We start from the raw sequence: 17,359 nt of genomic DNA, 5'->3' as shown, positions 1-17,359 counted from the left end.
GTGAGCACAAACGCAAACGCCCCGAACAAGTCGGGGCGTTTGCTGGAACCACCATCAGTGTGTTTTCACACAGCCTGTCTCGGCGGGTTTCTTATCAGTGGGGTTTAATGCTCAGCATCGAAAAGGGGACCATCGAAAAGGGGACGGATTTGAATGGCACTTACTCAGTGGCTAACTAATTGATGTGGCTGCAAAAAAATGAAAAAACGCTTCGTCGAAAAAACTAAGCCGATTGGTAGCCGCGCCGAGTCTGCTCGATCTCCTCGACCAACCTGTCGATACCCGCCAGGCGCGCGCGGTTGTCGTGGTCCCACGGATGGAAACCCGGCTTGAAGTAGTGCAGCCATGGCCTAAGCATCCGTGGGAACACTCCCTTGGGGCCGTAAAGAAACTTCAGCATGCGCCAGAAACCTTTGAGATGTCCGCCCGACTTGCGGTCAGCAACCAACAGGCGCATGTGGAAATCCAGCACCACCAGCCAGAAAAATACCGTCGTAGTGAGCATGGCCCCGGTTCGCAGCAGATAGCGCATGGGGCCGGGCTTGATCACGCGGTTCCACACATCAAACGCCACAGCCTTGTGCTCGGTTTCTTCGAGGGCATGCCAATACCACATTTGCTGATAACCCTTGAGCGAATTGCCGAAGCGTGACGGGTCGCTCAGCAGGATCTCGGCCAGCATCGCCGTGTAGTGTTCAAGGGCAATGGTGATCGCCAGATTGAACGACGGTGCGACGTGTTTTTTTTGCAGGTCGAGGATGAATTTCAGTCGGCGATCCAGGGTGTGCGCCGGCAGGCCCGCCGCTTGGAGCAGGTCGTTGTAGGCTACGTGTTCACGGCTGTGCATGGCCTCCTGGCCGATGAAACCCTGGATTTGTTTTTTCAATTGCGGGTCGTCGATGCGCTGGCGATAGTGGCGCACGCTGTCCATGAAGAACAGTTCGCCCTGGGGAAACAGCAGTGACAAAGCGTTGAAAAAATGCGTGATGAACGGGCCCTGTTCGTGCCAGTTGGTGATGCGCTCGGCGGGCAGGGCAAAGCGGATATCGCGACGGATGGGTAGCATGGGGTGTGCTCCTGTTCAGAGGCGGGGCTCGTCGTTGGTTTCGAATACCGGCGTGCGGGCTTTGGGGGCCATGCGCTTGCTGGCGAACACCACCAGCGCTTGATAGGCCGACGGCAGGCAGCGGGCGAGCAGGTCGAGGAAGTAGGCGTCGCGGCCGATCAGCACGCGGCGTTTATTTTTGCGCACGCCATGCAGGATTACTTTTGCGGCCTCGTCGGCGTCGGTGATAAACAGCTTTTCGAAATCGGCACGGGCCTGTTGTTCGCTGTGGATCAGGAAACCGGTCATGTTGGCGTCGATCCGGCTGCTGCGGCAGATATCGGTGCGAATGCCGCCGGGGTGCACGCACGTGGCCGAGACGCCGCAGCGTTGCAGGTCGAGCTCCTGGCGCAGCGCCTCGGTGAACCCGCGCACCGCGAACTTGGTGGCGTTGTAGCCGCTCATGCCGGGTTGCGCGAACAGGCCGAACACGCTGGAGGTGTTGATCACATGGCCGTCGCCGCTGGCCTTCAGGTACGGCAGGAACGCCTTGGTGCCATGCACCACGCCCCAGAAGTTGATGCCGACAATCCATTCCAGATCGGCATAGTCCACGCCTTCCACGGTACTGGACAGCGCCACCCCGGCATTGTTGAACACCAGGTTGACCTCGCCATGTTCGGCCATGCAGCGCGCGGCCCACGCGTACATGGCCTGGCGGTCCGACACGTCAAGCACCTGGGTGGTGACCAACACGGGTGACAGGGTTGAAGTCTTGATCAAGTCCAGGGTCTGAGCCAGACCCTGAGCGTTCTTGTCGGCCAATGCCAGGTGGCAACCTTCCCGCGCGAGCGCCAGGGCCAACGCACGACCCATGCCGGATGCCGCGCCGGTAATGGCCGCCACGCGACCGTTGAATGTCTTCATGTCAGGCTCCCTTCTGCACGGAGGTGGGGGGACGCCAGCGGTGGGGTGGCTGGCAGCAGGTCGACCACATAGTCCTTGAGTGCAAATTGACGGGTGAGTTGTTTGAAGCGCCAGGTCGAACCCGGCCACAGGGTGGTGTTCTTGCCGGTGCGTGGGTCCAGGTACCAGCTCTGGCAGCCGCCGGTGTTCCAGATGGTGCGCTTGAGCTTGTCCTGCAGGTCGCGGTTATAGGCGCTTTCCACCGTGGGTTTGACGTCCACCGTGGCGATGCGATGGCGCTGCATCTGCTTGAGCGCGTCTAGGATGTAGGTGACCTGGGCCTCGATCATCAGAATCATCGAATTGTGCCCCAGGCCGGTGTTGGGCCCGATGATCAGGAACAGGTTGGGATAGCCCGGCACGGTGGTGCCCTTGTAGGCGTGGGCACCCTCGCGCCAGTTGTCCATCAGGTCGACGCCGCCGCGGCCGATGATGCAGTCGCGGGGCAGGGGGTCGGTGGCCTGGAAGCCGGTGCCGAAGATCAGGCAATCGGCCGGGTGCTTGATACCGTCGGCGGTGATCACGCCGTCGGCTTCGACACGCAGCACGCGGTCGCTGACCACTTCGACATTACTGCGCGACAACGCCGGGTAGTAGTCGTTGGAGATCAGCACGCGCTTGCAGCCGAGGGTGTAGTTCGGCGTCAGCGTCTTGCGCAGGGAAGGACGTGCCACCTGCTTATGCAGGTGGCGCAGGGCGACTTTCTGCACCATTTTCATCAGCCGTGGGTTCAGTGCAAAGCCCACCACGCGGCCTTCCAGCGCCCAGTAAAAGGCGCTGCGGACCAGGCGTTGGGTAAAGGGCAGGTGCTTGAACAGCCAGCGTTCGGTGCTGGAAATCCGCCGGTCGGGCTTGGGCATGATCCACGGCGGCGTGCGTTGGAACAGATCCAGGTGCGCCACCTGCGGTGCGATCTGCGGCACAAACTGAATGGCGCTGGCACCGCTGCCGATCACCGCCACGCGTTTGCCCTTCAGGACGTAGTCGTGGTCCCACTGCTGGGAGTGGAAGGCCTTGCCCTTGAAGCTGTCCAGCCCTGGAATATCCGGCAACGCCGGACGCGACAGGCCGCCCATGCCGGACACCAGTACCCGCGCACTCACCTGGCGACCGTCGCCGAAGCTCAACTGCCAGCGCTGCTGCGACTCATCGAACACCGCACGCTGCAGGCCCATGCCGAAACGCAGGTAGGGCGCCAACCCGAAGCGCGTGGCGCATTGCTCCAGGTAGGCGCGGATTTCCGCCTGCGGTGCGAACTGGCGTGTCCACTCCGGGTTGGGTGCAAAGGAAAACGAATACACATGGGACTGCACGTCGCAGGCGCAGCCGGGGTAGTGGTTGTCTCGCCAGGTACCGCCCAGGCTATCGGCCTGCTCGGCGATAAAAAAGTCGGTAAACCCGGCCTGTTTGAGTTGGATGGCCATGCACAGGCCGGCAAAGCCTGAGCCGATGATGGCGATGTCGATCAAATCATTGTGGGCATTCATAGGCTGTCCTTCGTGGGCATCGGATGTGCTCCTGTTTTTGTTTTGTCTTTCGGATAAAACACCATTGCAAAGGAAAATTGAATTAATTATTTTAAAAAAGATTTTAAATAATCTACCTGAAAATATCGCTTACGCTAGGGCCGTATGTCTTCTGTAGGTCTTGTCCGACGGACGAGCACCTCATGTACGGGTTCGGGGCCAGGGAATGGGCGATGGCTGTGGCCCCGATCAATTCCGGTCGGGTGACCAGCCGCAGGGAAGCAGAGGACCGAGCTATGGCTGTGGAATGGATTGCCGCTGCGGCGGGCGCAAGCGCGCTGTTGTGGGGCTTCAGTACGTGGATGACGCGGCGTATTGAAGCGGCGGTGCCGAGCACCGGGCGCTTTGTCGACGTGGATGGCGAGCGCTTTCATTATTACGAGGAGGGCGACGGACCGCCGGTGGTCATGATCCACGGGTTGATGGGCAGCAGTCGCAACCTGACCTATGCCTTGTCCGGCCAGTTGCGCGAGCATTTTCGCGTCATCACCCTCGACCGACCGGGGTCAGGTTATTCCACGCGCCACAAAGGCACCGCTGCGGACCTGCCGGCCCAGGCGCGGCAAATCGCAGCTTTGATCAGCACGTTGGGCCTGGATAAACCGCTGGTGTTGGGGCATTCCCTGGGTGGGGCGATCGCCCTGGCGTTGGCCCTTGATCATCCCGAGGCGGTGTCCGGCCTGGTCCTGGTGGCCCCGCTGACCCACCCCCAACCCATGTTGCCCGTGGTGTTCTGGTCGCTGGCGGTGAGACCGGCGTGGCTGCGTCGCTGGGTCGCTCACACCTTGACCGTTCCGATAGGTCTGCTGACAAGGCGTTCAGTGGTCAAGGGCGTGTTCGCGCCGGACCCGGCCCCGGACGATTTCGCCACCCGTGGCGGTGGGCTGCTGGGTATGCGTCCCGCCAACTTCTATGCCGCCTCCAGTGAGATAGCGCTGGTCAACGATCACCTGCCACGCCTGGTCGAGCGCTACCCGCAGCTGCGCTTGCCCATCGGTCTGGTGTATGGCGCGCAGGATACGGTGCTGGACTTTAGGAGGCACGGCCAGGCCCTCGCCGACAAGGTCCCGGGCCTCAAGCTGCAACTGGTGCAAGGGCGCGGTCACATGCTGCCCATCACCGCCACGGCGTGTGTCGTTGAAGCGGTTCAACAGGTGGCCAAGCGTGCACAGTCGGTGCAGAACGCCACGATCCTGCACCCGCCTTTTGCCCTCTCGAACCAATAAACCTCACATTCGTTGCCGGTCGCACGGTCTGAAACACTTGCTCTAGACGGCTGGCCCAGGGGTTGAAAAAGAGACTGCCCGGTCACGTCCGAAAGGGCTCGAAAAAATAGTTGACGACCTAACGGTTCCGCGCTATTTATTTAAAAAAATATTTCAATATTTATTTTGAAATGATTTTTGAAATGCCTAAGAGCGAATAAAAATGAAAAAAACGTCTTTTATCGCATGGTTGATTTTTCGGGGTGCCCAGTGCTCCCTGAATCTGTCTTCCCTGGCCGCTTGCCTTATCCGGAGGCTGTCATGAACCCGACGCTGGCAGCACCCACCGTGTGGGCCGACGGCAAGCGTCACCTGTGGTGGCTGGGCATCATGCCGCTGGCCACGCCGCTATTGTCCGGCGCCCTGGCGATCAGCACCGGCATCCAGTCGTTGTGGTGGGTGGGCGTACTGGTGATCTTCGGTCTCATCCCCTTGATCGACGGCCTGCTCGGCGAAGACGTGAGCAACCCGCCCGAATCCGCCGTAGGTCACCTTGAATCCCAACGCTACTACCGCTGGATCGTCTACACCGGCGTGCTGTTGGTCATCTCATCGGTGGTGATCACCGGTTGGCTGGCCGCCGGCGGCATCGAATGGATCATCCAGGGCGGGTTGGTGCAGGCCAGTGCCGGTCTCGATCCCTCCCATTGGCTGTCTCATGCGGCCAGTTACATCACTGCCCGCGCTCAACTGCATGGCGCGCCAGGCTGGTTCACCTACCTGGGCATGGCCATGTCGACGGGCGCCGCCACCGGCATCGCCATCAACACCGCCCATGAACTGGGGCACAAGCCCAACGCGCTGGAAGTGTTCCTGGCCAAAGTCACCCTGGCCCCGACGTTCTACGGGCATTTCTACACCGAGCACAACCGTGGCCATCACGTACGTGTCGCCACCCCGGAAGATCCGGCCAGTTCGCGCCTGGGTGAGAGTTTCTGGGCGTTCCTGCCGCGCTCGGTGTGGTTCAGCGCACAGTCGGCCTGGAACCTGGAGCGCGAACGCCTGCGCAAACTCGGCCTGCCGGTGTGGCACTGGAAGAACGGCGTGCTCAGTGCCTGGATGTACAGCGTGGTGTTGTGGGGCGCGATGATTGCCTGGCTGGGCGCGGCGGTCATTCCGTTTCTGGTCATCCAGGGCATCTACGGCTTCTCGTTGCTGGAAGTGGTGAACTACGTCGAGCACTACGGCCTTAAACGCCAGAAGTTGCCCAACGGTCGTTATGAGCGCTGTTCGCCACGGCACTCCTGGAACAGTAATCGTATTGTCACCAATATCTTTCTGTTCCAGTTGCAACGGCACTCCGATCACCATGCCAACCCGACACGCAGTTATCAGTCGTTGCGCCACTTCGATGAATCGCCGCAACTGCCCTACGGTTACGCAAGCATGATTGTCTGGGCCTATGTACCGTACTTGTGGCGACGTCGAATGGATCATCGAGTCATCAATCACTATGCCGGGGATATCACCCTGACCAATCTCCAGCCGTCACAGCGTTTGAAGTATCTGGAGAAGTACAGCAACAGCGCCAAGCCGTTCTAAACGAAGTAACACGTTAGTTGCAGACGCGGGGCTTGAATACCGCGCTGGCTGTTATCGCCCCGAGAAACTGGTTTGACCCGAACAACAATAATGAATGGGAAGGACGTACACCATGCACACACCCGCCAAGTTCACTGCCCATATCGTGCTGGCCGCACTGGGCCTGGTTGCCTATCACCAGGCCCAGGCCGCCCGCATCGAACCGGCCGGCAGCGCCTTTACGGCCCAGGGGCCCATCAGTTTTTCCAAGGGCGCGCTGATCAGCGCCGATTGCACCATCAAGGTGGCGGGCAATGTTGCGGCTGATGGCTCTTCGGTGAATGTCGAAAAAGTTGAATTTGACGGCGGCCTCAAGTGCAGCCGGGTCGAAGCCATCAACTTGCCGTGGGTACTGGTCGCCAAGGATACGAAAAGCGGCTCCATGTCGAAGATCAGCGTGGATGTTCATGCCTTCGGTCTCGGTGGTAAATGCGGGCCCTCGACGGCCGATGGCACCTGGGACAACGCCACCGGCAAGTTGGAAGCGGCCAATGTACCGATTGGCGAAGACTGCAAGATCAAGACGGTGTCGATCAAGATGCCGCCGACTTTTAAAGTTGTCGAATAACGCACGCCATGTGTGCAGCGGTAATTGAATTGAGATTTGGCTGGAAAGGGAAGTTCTGCAGTTTCACCGTGACCTCTCGTTCATGGCCATTACCCCCGGCGAATGACTCGCCATTACATGTGAGGAAAAACAATGAAAAGCTTTAAAACTCTCGTGTCGTTGACTGCTTTGACTGTTTGCATGGGTGCGGCTTCCATGGCGAACGCGTACAGCATCTCTCCAGTGAATACCAGCTTCACCGCGCCAGGCACGATCTCGGTGAAATCACCTTCTTCCTTCCAGGCCACCGTTAACTGCGGTGCTACGTTTACCGGGAATGTCGATGCGACCGGTGTGGCCAAGATCACTGGCGTGGCGGTCACGGGTGGTGGCCTGTGCGCGCTGCCAAAAATCACCGGTTTGCCATGGACCTTGACCGCCACTGGCGCGGCTGTGGGCTCGGTGACTAACGTCGGCTACACCATCGCCAGCTCGATTCTGTATCCAGCCTCCAATTGCGGCCCGTCGACCATCGCCGTGGGTTACAGCGGCGGCGTGTTGACTGCGAGCAACCAGGCTCTGAGCGGCAGTTGCACCGTGGTGAGCCTGAGCGTTACCCCAAGCCCAGCGCTGACTATCGTGCCTTGAAGAGCGCGTGAGGACGAAGGGTTGATCACCCGTTGAAAACTGGCGCCTGTCGCAGGCGCCAGTTCATGAGTCGCGGGCCGCCAGTTGAACCGGCAGGGCTGGCTCAGAGAGATAACACTAAGGAGTGCCGCATGAATAATAAGAAACAACAGGTGCAGGTTTTGCTGGGGCTGGCGTTGATAGGCGGGGCGATGGTGACCACGCCCGCTCACGCCGGCGGCTTTTCCACTCCTACCTACGGCGCGCCAGGGTGGGGAAGGGCATTCGGCGGTGGTTCGCTGTTCAAGAACGACCCCAGCTCGGCATACAACAACCCGGCGGCCATGGCCTTTGTCGATCACAATGTTGCGCAATTTACCGTCGACTACGCGCGTATCAAAATCAAGTACAAGGGCGACGCCTCCGATTATGCGGGCAACCCGATTTCCAATACGCCATTGGACGCCAATGGTTTTCCCGATATTGCGGCCACCACGGTCAATAACAACGACGGTGGGCAAGGTGGGTTTACTGCCTGGTTGCCGACGGGCTTTATGGTGATGCCCCTGGGCGATCGGTTCGCCTTCGGCTTGAGCCAGGTCGTTCCCCAAGGCATGCGTTCCACCTGGGATCAGGATTCGAAACTGCGCGACTTTGCCGTGGACACCAAAATCGAAACGGTAGGTTTGACCGGCTCCCTGTCGTTCAAGGTCAACGATCAGTTTTCCATTGGTGGTGGCGTGATCGTGCAGCACAGCAAGGGCTTCGTCAGCCAGAACGTCGATTTGTTGTCTGCCGCCGCAGTGTCCGATTCAGAGCTGGGCGGGATCAATTTTCCATCGGATGTCGGCGACGCGCTGATGCGCGTCAAAGTCGACAATATTTCGGCCGGCTGGTTTACCGGTATCGTGTGGAAGCCCACTGAGCAAGACACCCTTGGCTTGAATTACCACGCCAAGATCAAGAACAAAATGACCGGCAAATACAACATGTACGCCGATCAGTTTTCCTACAACCTCATGACCCAGCCCAGCCCGTTTGGCGGCAGCGGCACCTTGGTGAATACCGCCTACCCAGGCTTGGAATTGGCCCCGGACGGCGCACATGCCAGTGTCCAACTGGATATTCCCGCCACGGCCGGCCTGGACTGGGTGCACCAGTTCAACGACCGTTTCACCCTGGGCGCCAGCGTGACCTGGACGCAGTGGTCATCATTTAAAGACCTGACGCTCAAATCCGGCGGCAATACCATTGTGTCCATTCCCTACAACTATAAGGACACCTGGATGTACTCCCTCGGCGGTGACTACCGCGTGACCGATGAGTTGACCTTGCGCGCGGGTGTCGCCCTGGACCAGACGCCGACGCGCAATTCGACCCGCGACCCACGGATCCCGGATGGCGACCGCACATTCCTGTCCCTGGGGGCGGGTTACGACGTGAAGGCAATCAAGGGGCTGAGTGTTGACCTGGCCTATTCCCACCAGTTCGTGCAAGAGGTCAAGCTCAAGACGCAGAACGTGGATCGACTCGGCGGTGCCAGCCTCAATGGCAAGGCCGAGTCGTCGGGTGACGTCGTCAGCCTGTCGGCCACCTACGCGTTCTGATCGCTGATGGGGAGGGCATCAAGCGCATCTTGATGCCTTTACCCGCTGGTACGTGTCGATGGAACCAAGGCTGACCCGTTCAGCCGCTATTTTTTCGCCCCAGCATTAAATAAAAATTTCAAAACAAAATTTGAATTTGTGTTACGCAGTTTGTAGTGTGGTTTTACGCCGCCGTTCACCACGAGCGTTCCGCGTATTGGCCGTACCCTGAATCGAATAGAGGTATCCCCATGATTATCTGGTTATTGGTGGGCTTTGCAGCAGCGATTGCCCTGGCGTATCGACAGGCGCGCGCGGCGCTGTGGCTGGGCGTCGGCCTGGTCTGGCTGGCAATCGGTTATCTGTTCAACGTGGTCGCGGGTGTCGGCATCGCCGTTGCGGCCGTGCTGGTGGTGGTGCCCGCCGTGTTGATGACAATCAAACCCCTGCGCCGCACCCTGTTGACCAGCAAGGCTTTGGGGCTGTTTCGTACGATCATGCCGGCAATGTCCGAGACGGAACGCGCGGCCATCGAGTCCGGCACCGTGTGGTGGGATGCCGAGTTGTTCAGCGGCAAGCCCGACTGGCAGCGCCTGCTGCGCGCCGCGCCGGCGAGCCTGAGCGCCGAGGAACAAGCGTTCCTCGACAATGAAGTGGAAACCCTGTGCGACATCGCCAACGACTGGGAAACGACCCAGGTCTGGCAGGACATGTCTCCCGAGGCCTGGCAGTACACCAAGGACGCAGGCTTGCTGGGCATGATCATTCCCAAGCAGTACGGCGGCAAAGGCTTCTCCCACTACGCGCATTCGCAGGTGGTGATGAAGCTGTCGACGCGCTGCTCGGCGGCGGCGATTTCGGTGATGGTGCCCAACTCCCTGGGCCCGGCCGAATTGCTGCTGCATTACGGCACCGACGCCCAGCGCAACTACTACCTGCCGCGCCTGGCCCGTGGCGAAGATATTCCGTGTTTTGCCCTGACCAGCCCGTATGCCGGCTCGGATGCCGGGGCGATTCCCGACCTGGGCATCGTGTGTAAAGGCACCCACGAGGGTGAGGAGGTCTTGGGTTTCCGTGTGACCTGGGACAAGCGCTACATCACCCTGGGGCCCATCGCGACCGTGCTCGGCCTGGCGTTTCGCGCCGAAGACCCTGACGGTTTGCTCGGCGCGCCAGGCTCGCTGGGTATTACCTGCGCCTTGATCCCAACGTCCCATCCCGGTGTGAACAGCGGCCGCCGCCACTGGCCACTCAACGCGGTGTTCCAGAACGGTCCGACCACCGGCAAGGACGTGTTTATCCCTCTGGAGTGGGTGATCGGCGGCCGCGAACAGGTCGGCAAGGGCTGGCGCATGCTGATGGAATGCCTGGCCGCCGGTCGCGCGATCTCCCTGCCATCGGCCAACGTCGGCCTGGGCAAAGTCGCAGTGCGCGGCACCAGCGCTTATGCGGCGATGCGCAAGCAGTTCGGCCTGCCCATCGGCAAGTTCGAAGGGGTACAGGCGCCGCTGGCGCGCATGGCCGGGCACTTATATGCGTGCGACGCGGTGCGCAAGGTCTCGGTGGCCTCCCTGGATGCCGGTGAAAAACCGTCGGTGATCTCGGCGATTGCCAAGTACCACGTCACCGAGCGCGCGCGGATCATCGTCAATGACGGCATGGACATCGTGGCCGGCAAAGGCATCTGCATGGGCCCGAACAACTTCCTGGCCCGTGCCTACCAACAAAGCCCCATCGCCATTACGGTGGAGGGCGCGAACATCATGACCCGTTGCCTGATCATCTTTGGCCAGGGCCTGATTCGCTGCCATCCCTATGTGTTCCGCGAGATGGAAGCGGCGCGCAACCCGGACCGACGCAAGGCGCTGGAAGACTTCGACAGCGCAATGTTCGGCCATGTGAGCTTTGCGCTGGCCAACACCGTACGGGCAGTGGTGCACGCGCTGACCGGTGGACGGCTGATTTCCGTCCCGGCCAAGACTGACCCGGCGCTGGCGTCCTACTACCGCCAGGCCAATCGGCTGTCGGTAGTGCTGGCGCTGCTTTCGGATATTTCCATGGGCGTGCTGGGCGCGGCCCTCAAGCGCAAGGAGAGTATCACCGGGCGCCTGGGCGATATGCTGTCGCAGTTGTACATCCTGTCCTGCGTACTCAAGCGCTTCGAGGATGACGGCCGGCCCCAGGCCGACCTGCCGCTGGTGCACTGGTCGGCGCAGGATGCTTTGCTGCGTGCCCATGAAGCCCTCGCCGAAGTGCTCGATAACTATCCCTCCAAAGCTGCAGCGAGCGTGGTGCGCGGCCTGACCTTTCCGTTCGGCATCCCGCTGCGCAAACCCTCGGATCATTTGCTGGCACGGGTGGCCGAGGTGGTGCAGATACCGGGCGAAACCCGCGACCGGTTGCTGGCCGATTCCTACATCCCACGTCCGGAAATCGACAAATTGGCTTACGGCGAGCTGGGTTTCCGTTTGTTGCCGCAAGTCGAGTTGATCGACGCCCGGCTCAAGCCCGCCATCAAGCAGGGCCTGATCGATCCGTTGCCGATCTCCACCACGGCGTTTACCGCCTGGCGTGTCAAGGCACGGGCGCTGGACCTGATCAGCGATGAAGACGAGGCATTGCTCGCACGCTACGTGCAATACGCCGACCACGCGATCCAGGTGGACGACTTTGCGCAGGACTTTGGCTTGCTGGAGGCATTGCAGCAGCGCAAGCAGGCGTTGGAACCGGTCGCCAAGCGGCGTACCAGCCAGGGCGAAAACGCGCCGGTGAATTAGAGAAGGAACGCGGTCAGTGTGGGATCGGGTTTACAAGGCCAACACAGTGTTGTGAGTGGAACTACCTATGAGTGACAGTTACCTTTCATTCGTCAATTCTCCCTGGGGCCGTCGCCTGGCCCAGGCCGTCGGCTTGCCGCAACCCTTGCCGCTGCAACGCCACCGCAGCGGCCAGCAAGCGTTGGCCAACCCGGTGATCATCGCCGGGGCAGGGCGCCTGACCGGCGAGGTGCAGCGCATTTTCAGCGCCACCGACACCGTCGTCGCCACCCCGGCGACGTTGCAGGCACCCTCGACGGTCAAGGTGCAGGGCGCGGTGTTCGATGCCACGGACGTCAGCGACGTGCAACAGCTGGACGCGCTGTACGAATTCTTTCACGCCAACGCCAAGCGCCTCGGCCAGCATGCGCGCGTGGTGGTACTCGGCACCGCGCCGGAACACTGCCGGGACGTGCCGCAGGCCATCGCCCAACGCGCCCTGGAAGGCCTGGTGCGTTCGCTGGCCAAGGAACTGCGCCGAGCGATCACCGTGCAACTGCTCTACGTGGCACCGGGTGCCGAAGACGCGTTGGACAGCAGCCTGCGTTTCTTCCTGTCGCGCCGCTCGGCCTATGTGTCGGGGCAAGTGGTGCGCCTGGAAAAAACCGTGGACGGCCACACCGCCGTCAACTGGGACGCCCCCTTCGCCGGCCGCCGTGCGTTGGTCACCGGTGCGTCCCGTGGCATTGGCCTGGCCATCGCCCAGGTATTGGCGCGCGACGGTGCCCATGTGGTGTGCGTGGATGTGCCCCAGGCCCAGGATGCGCTGCAACAGGCCGCCGCGAGCGTCGGCGGCTCGGCGTTGCCGCTGGACATCACCGCGGCGGATGCCGCCGCATTGCTGCTGGCCCATGTCGGCCAATATGGCGCGTTCGATGTGGTGGTGCACAACGCCGGTATCACCCGTGACAAGACCATCGCCAAAATGCCCGAAGCCGCCTGGCGCAGTGTGCTGGCGGTCAACCTGCAAGCGCCGTTGCAACTGAGCCATGCGCTGCTGGAAAACCAGGGCGTGAACCCTGGCGGGCGCATTGTGTGCGTATCGTCGATTTCCGGCATCGCCGGCAACCTTGGGCAAAGCAACTACGCCACTTCCAAGGCCGGGGTGATCGGTCTGGTGCAGGCATTGGCCCCGCGTGCGGCGGCGCAACAGGTGACGGTGAATGCCGTGGCGCCGGGATTTATCGAGACCCAGATGACCGCGAAGATCCCGCTGATGATTCGCGAAGCGGGGCGGCGCATGAACTCGATGAGTCAGGGCGGCCAGCCCATCGATGTGGCCGAGACCATCGCCTGGCTGGCCCACCCGGCCTCGGGCGGGCTCAATGGCCAGGTGGTGCGCGTATGCGGCCAAAGTCTGCTGGGAGCCTGACGCCATGGACTATGTAACGCAGATCATCGATCCGCCGCCCTCACGCACGCGCCTGCTGCTGGACGGCTTGCGCGCGCTGCGCAAACCCAAGCTCGACGGCGCGCCGACGCTGCCCAGGGAGCGCCTGGTGCGCTCGGCGGTGGAACTGTCCGCTGCCGACATCGCCGCGTATGGCCGGGCCTGCGGATTCCGGCGCGAGCAGGGCGTGCCGCTGTCGTATCCCCACGTGCTGGCGTTCCCGTTGCACCTGATGCTGCTGACACGGCCGGGTTTTCCGTACCCGGCCAGCGGCATGGTGCACCTGGCCAACCGCATTCGGCAGTACCAGCGCTTGCAGGAGGGCCAGGCGCTGCGCCTGGAGGTGTATTGCGAACGCTGGGTCGCCCACCCCAAGGGCCAGGCGCTGAGCATCGCCACGCGGGCTTATGGCGCGGGCACTCTGGTATGGGAAAGCGACAGCCTGTACCTGCGCCGGGATGTCGAAAACCCGGTCGGCGAGCCTTGGGACGCGGGGTTGCCGTTGCAGGAAAAGGGCCTGATACGTACCCAACGCTGGATGCTGCCGGCCGATCTGGGCCGACGGTTTGCCAAGGTTTCCGGAGATTTCAACCCGATTCACACCTCAATGATCGGCGCGAAGATCTTTGGTTTTCGCCGCGCCATCGCCCACGGCATGTGGACCCTGGGTCGCGCGCTTGCCGCCCGGCAACCGCCGGGCGGTTTGGACCAGGCCGAGGCCCATTGCGACTTCAAGTTGCCGATCTTCCTGCCCGGCCAGGTCGCCCTCTGGAGTCACCCCATGCCCGGCCCGCGCCGTGAGTTCGAAGTGCGTAATTTTGCCGGCGACAAACCCCATATGCGCGGGCTGTTCATTTGGAAAGAGAGCGTTAAATGAGTGACTACAGCTTCAACCCGGCCGCCACCCGCCGTGTGGCGATCATTGGCGGCAACCGCATTCCTTTTGCACGCTCCAATACCGTCTATGCCCACGACAGCAATCAGGACCTGCTGGTGGCCGCGCTGCAGGGCCTGGTGGACCGCTACAACCTGCACGGCCAGCGCCTGGGCGAGTTCGCCGCCGGCGCGGTGATCAAGCATTCGCGGGACTTCAACCTGGCGCGCGAATCGCTGCTGTCGACCACCCTGTCTCCCGAAACCCCGGCCTACGATGTGCAACAGGCCTGCGGCACAGGCCTGGAAGCCGCGCTGCTGGTGGCGAATAAAATCGCCCTCGGCCAGATCGAGGTGGGCATCGCCGGCGGCGCCGACACCACCTCCGATGCGCCCATCGGCATTAACGAATCCCTGCGCCACACCTTGCTCGCGGCCAACCGCGCCAAGGGCCTGGGGGACAAATTGAAGCACTTGCTCAAGGTGCGCCCGTCAATGTTCTTCAAGCCGCTGCTGCCGCGCAATGGCGAGCCGCGCACCGGTTTGTCGATGGGCGAGCACTGCGAAGCCATGGCCCAGCGCTGGCAGATCAAGCGCCTGGCCCAGGATGAACTGACCCTCGTCAGCCACCAACGCCTGGAGGCGGCCTATCAACGCGGTTTTTTCGATGACCTGATCAGTCCTCATCGTGGCCTGGCGCGCGACAACAACCTGCGCGCCGATGCCAGCCTGGAAAAACTCGCCGGTTTGTCACCCGCCTACGACCGGCGCAACGGCACCCTGACGGCGGGCAATTCCACGCCGCTCACCGACGGCGCCTCGGTGGTGCTGCTGGCCAGTGAGGAATGGGCCGCCGCCAATGGCTGGCCGGTGCTGGCCTACCTGCGTACCGGCGAGACGGCGGCGGTGAATTTCGTCGACGGCAGCGAGGGCCTGCTGATGGCCCCGGCCTACGCCGTGCCGCGCATGCTCAAGCGCGAGGGCCTGAGCTTTGCCGACTTCGATTTCTTCGAGATACATGAGGCTTTCGCCGCCCAGGTGCTGTGCACCCTCAAAGCCTGGGAAGACCCCGATTACTGCCGCGAACGCCTGGGCCTGGACGCGCCGCTGGGCGCCATCGACCGCGCCAAAATGAACGTCAACGGCGGTTCGCTCGGCTGCGGCCATCCGTTCGCCGCCACCGGTGGCCGGCAACTGGCGGCGCTGGCCAAGACCATTGATGAAAACGGCGGTGGTCGCGGGTTGATCTCGATCTGCGCGGCGGGCGGGCTGGGCATTACCGCCATCGTCGAAAAATAGCGCCAACCAAAACAACAACAAGGAGACTGCCATGAACGCTATCAGCCTGGAACACACCGAACGGGTGTGGTTGAACGCTTACCTGCCCGGCGTCCCGGCAGACATCGATGCCGCTATCGAGAACTACCCGTCGTTGCGCGAAGTGTTCCTGGAGCACCTGGAGAAATTCCGCGAGCGCGTAGCCTACGTCAGCATCGGCACCGAAATGACCTACGCCGACTGGCAGGTACAGGGCATCGCGTTCGCCGCCTGGCTGCAGGGCCAAGGCGTGAAGCCTGGCGACCGTGTGGCGCTGATGATGCCCAATTGCTTGCAGTATCCCATCTGCCTGCTCGGCACGATTCTGGTGGGTGCCGTGGTGGTCAACGTCAACCCGTTGTACACCGCCCATGAACTCAAGCACTTGCTCAAGGACAGCGGCGCCGAAACGGTGGTGATCTTCGAGAACTTCGCCCACACCCTGGAAAAGGTCATCGTCGGCAGCAGCGTCAAGCGCGTGGTGGTGGCGGCCATCGGTGATTTGCTCGGCAGCTTCAAAGGCGCCGCGATGAACTTCATCCTGCGTCGCGTGCAAAAGCAGGTGCCGGCGTTCAACCTGCCGGGATCGGTGCGTTTCAACCAGACCTTGAAACACGGACGGGCGCTGAACCACGTGCCGGTGAGCCTGGCCCTTGATGACCTGGCCTTCCTGCAATACACCGGCGGCACCACGGGCGATGCCAAGGGCGTGATGCTCAGCCACCGCAATATCATCGCCAACCTGCTGCAAGCCAAGGCCTGGGTCGGTGATCAGTTGAACCAGGACAAACAGGAAACCAACGTTACCTTGCTGCCGCTGTACCACATCTTCTCGCTGACGGTGAATTGCCTGATGTTCATGTGCCTGGGCGGGCGCAACATCCTGATCGCCAACCCGCGGGACGTGAAGCGGGTGCAGATGATCCTGCGCAAGGAGCGCTTCAACGGCATCGCGGGGGTCAATACGCTGTTCAACGGTTTGCTGGAAAACGCGGCGTTCTGTGCGCGGGACTTTTCCGACCTGCGCCTGGTGATCGCCGGCGGCATGGCCACGCACACGGCGGTGGCCAAACGCTGGAAGCAAGTCACCGGGCTGCCGATTATCGAAGGTTATGGCCTCACTGAGTGCTCGCCGGTGGTGAGCATCAGCCCCATCGATATTTCACGCATGCGCGAGATGGACTTCACCGGCAGCATCGGTGTGCCGCTGCCGTCGACCTGGGTGCGCTTTATGCGCGAAGACGGCGAGCTGGCCGATATCGGCGAGCAGGGCGAACTGCAAGTGCGCGGCCCGCAGGTCATGCAAGGCTACTGGCAACGCCCGGAAGCGACCGCCGAAGTGCTGGATGCCGAGGGGTGGTTGTCCACCGGAGACATTGGCGTGATGGACGAACGCGGGTACATCCGCCTGGTGGACCGCAAGAAAGACATGATCCTGGTCTCGGGTTTCAATGTGTACCCCAATGAAATCGAAGACGTGGTGGCGCTGCACCCAGGTGTAAGCGAAGTGGCGGCGATTGGCGTCGAGGATGGGGTGACCGGGGAGAAGGTCAAGATCATCGTGGTGCGCAAGGACCCGAGCCTGACCCAGGAGCAGATCCTCGCCCACTGCCGGGAATACCTCACTGGCTACAAGGTGCCCAGGTATGTGGAGTTTCGCAGCACTGAGCTGCCCAAGACCACCGTGGGCAAAGTACTGCGCCGAGCCTTGCGCTGATTTAAAGGTATGTCGGTGATCAAATGTGGGAGGGGCGATTGACTTAAGAATCGGTCGGTTCTAAGAAGCCAAGGCAGAAACAATGCAGCTCCTCTCAAAGGGG

Annotated in this window: 13 protein-coding genes; 10 read left to right on the top strand and 3 right to left on the bottom strand. The window is 61.7% G+C overall.

Going from position 1 to position 17,359, the window contains the following annotated elements; genetic code table 11:
- Positions 1 to 223: 223 nt before the first annotated feature.
- The 3 genes from V6M90_RS13920 to V6M90_RS13910 are packed head-to-tail and all read right to left on the bottom strand — an operon-like array spanning position 224 to position 3,498.
- A complete protein-coding gene (locus V6M90_RS13920) occupies positions 224 to 1,066 on the bottom strand; it encodes a metal-dependent hydrolase (protein ID WP_141063995.1) in 843 nt (280 codons plus the stop codon).
- Positions 1,067 to 1,081: 15 nt separating this feature from the next.
- The gene (locus V6M90_RS13915) at positions 1,082 to 1,972 is read right to left on the bottom strand and encodes an SDR family NAD(P)-dependent oxidoreductase (RefSeq protein ID WP_042944827.1); all 891 of its coding nucleotides are present in this window, start codon (positions 1,970 to 1,972) and stop codon (positions 1,082 to 1,084) included.
- A complete protein-coding gene (locus tag V6M90_RS13910; RefSeq protein ID WP_003174358.1) occupies positions 1,969 to 3,498 on the bottom strand; it encodes a flavin-containing monooxygenase in 1,530 nt (509 codons plus the stop codon). Before V6M90_RS13910 ends, V6M90_RS13915 begins: the two co-directional genes overlap by 4 nt.
- 275 nt (positions 3,499 to 3,773) lie before the next feature.
- Here V6M90_RS13910 and V6M90_RS13905 point away from each other — a divergent pair, with 275 nt between their 5' ends.
- The 10 genes from V6M90_RS13905 (at position 3,774) to V6M90_RS13860 (ending at position 17,256) form a co-directional block, all read left to right on the top strand.
- Complete coding sequence (locus tag V6M90_RS13905; protein WP_042944825.1) at positions 3,774 to 4,763, top strand: alpha/beta fold hydrolase; 990 nt, start codon at positions 3,774 to 3,776, stop codon at positions 4,761 to 4,763.
- 300 nt (positions 4,764 to 5,063) lie between these two features.
- Entirely contained in the window at positions 5,064 to 6,344 is a 1,281-nt protein-coding gene (locus tag V6M90_RS13900) for an alkane 1-monooxygenase (RefSeq protein ID WP_332846689.1), read from the top strand.
- A gap of 112 nt (positions 6,345 to 6,456) precedes the next feature.
- Entirely contained in the window at positions 6,457 to 6,951 is a 495-nt protein-coding gene (gene praA / locus V6M90_RS13895) for an alkane oxidation protein activator PraA (RefSeq protein ID WP_003174355.1), read from the top strand.
- 132 nt (positions 6,952 to 7,083) lie between these two features.
- Positions 7,084 to 7,578 (top strand): alkane oxidation protein activator PraB, encoded by a 495-nt coding sequence (praB, locus tag V6M90_RS13890; RefSeq protein WP_003174354.1) that lies wholly within the window; start codon positions 7,084 to 7,086, stop codon positions 7,576 to 7,578.
- A 131-nt stretch (positions 7,579 to 7,709) separates the two neighbouring features.
- Positions 7,710 to 9,164 (top strand): outer membrane protein transport protein, encoded by a 1,455-nt coding sequence (locus tag V6M90_RS13885; RefSeq protein ID WP_003174353.1) that lies wholly within the window; start codon positions 7,710 to 7,712, stop codon positions 9,162 to 9,164.
- 230 nt (positions 9,165 to 9,394) lie between these two features.
- Positions 9,395 to 11,920, top strand: coding sequence for an acyl-CoA dehydrogenase (locus tag V6M90_RS13880; RefSeq protein ID WP_305427264.1), 2,526 nt, complete (start codon positions 9,395 to 9,397; stop codon positions 11,918 to 11,920).
- A gap of 67 nt (positions 11,921 to 11,987) precedes the next feature.
- Positions 11,988 to 13,331 carry a 3-oxoacyl-ACP reductase gene (locus V6M90_RS13875; protein WP_141063991.1) on the top strand — a complete coding sequence of 448 codons (1,344 nt, stop codon included), beginning with the start codon at positions 11,988 to 11,990 and terminating at the stop codon, positions 13,329 to 13,331.
- A gap of 4 nt (positions 13,332 to 13,335) precedes the next feature.
- The gene (locus tag V6M90_RS13870) at positions 13,336 to 14,226 is read left to right on the top strand and encodes a MaoC/PaaZ C-terminal domain-containing protein (protein WP_003174350.1); all 891 of its coding nucleotides are present in this window, start codon (positions 13,336 to 13,338) and stop codon (positions 14,224 to 14,226) included.
- The gene (locus V6M90_RS13865; RefSeq protein WP_003174349.1) at positions 14,223 to 15,521 is read left to right on the top strand and encodes an acetyl-CoA C-acetyltransferase; all 1,299 of its coding nucleotides are present in this window, start codon (positions 14,223 to 14,225) and stop codon (positions 15,519 to 15,521) included. Before V6M90_RS13870 ends, V6M90_RS13865 begins: the two co-directional genes overlap by 4 nt.
- Positions 15,522 to 15,552: 31 nt before the next feature.
- Positions 15,553 to 17,256, top strand: coding sequence for an AMP-binding protein (locus V6M90_RS13860; protein ID WP_305427262.1), 1,704 nt, complete (start codon positions 15,553 to 15,555; stop codon positions 17,254 to 17,256).
- Positions 17,257 to 17,359: the final 103 nt, after the last annotated feature.

The organism is Pseudomonas lactucae (genome assembly GCF_036688725.1).
GTDB lineage: Bacteria > Pseudomonadota > Gammaproteobacteria > Pseudomonadales > Pseudomonadaceae > Aquipseudomonas > Aquipseudomonas lactucae.
Note: the sequence above shows the minus strand (reverse complement) of the source record. Positions and strands in the feature narration are given on the sequence as shown.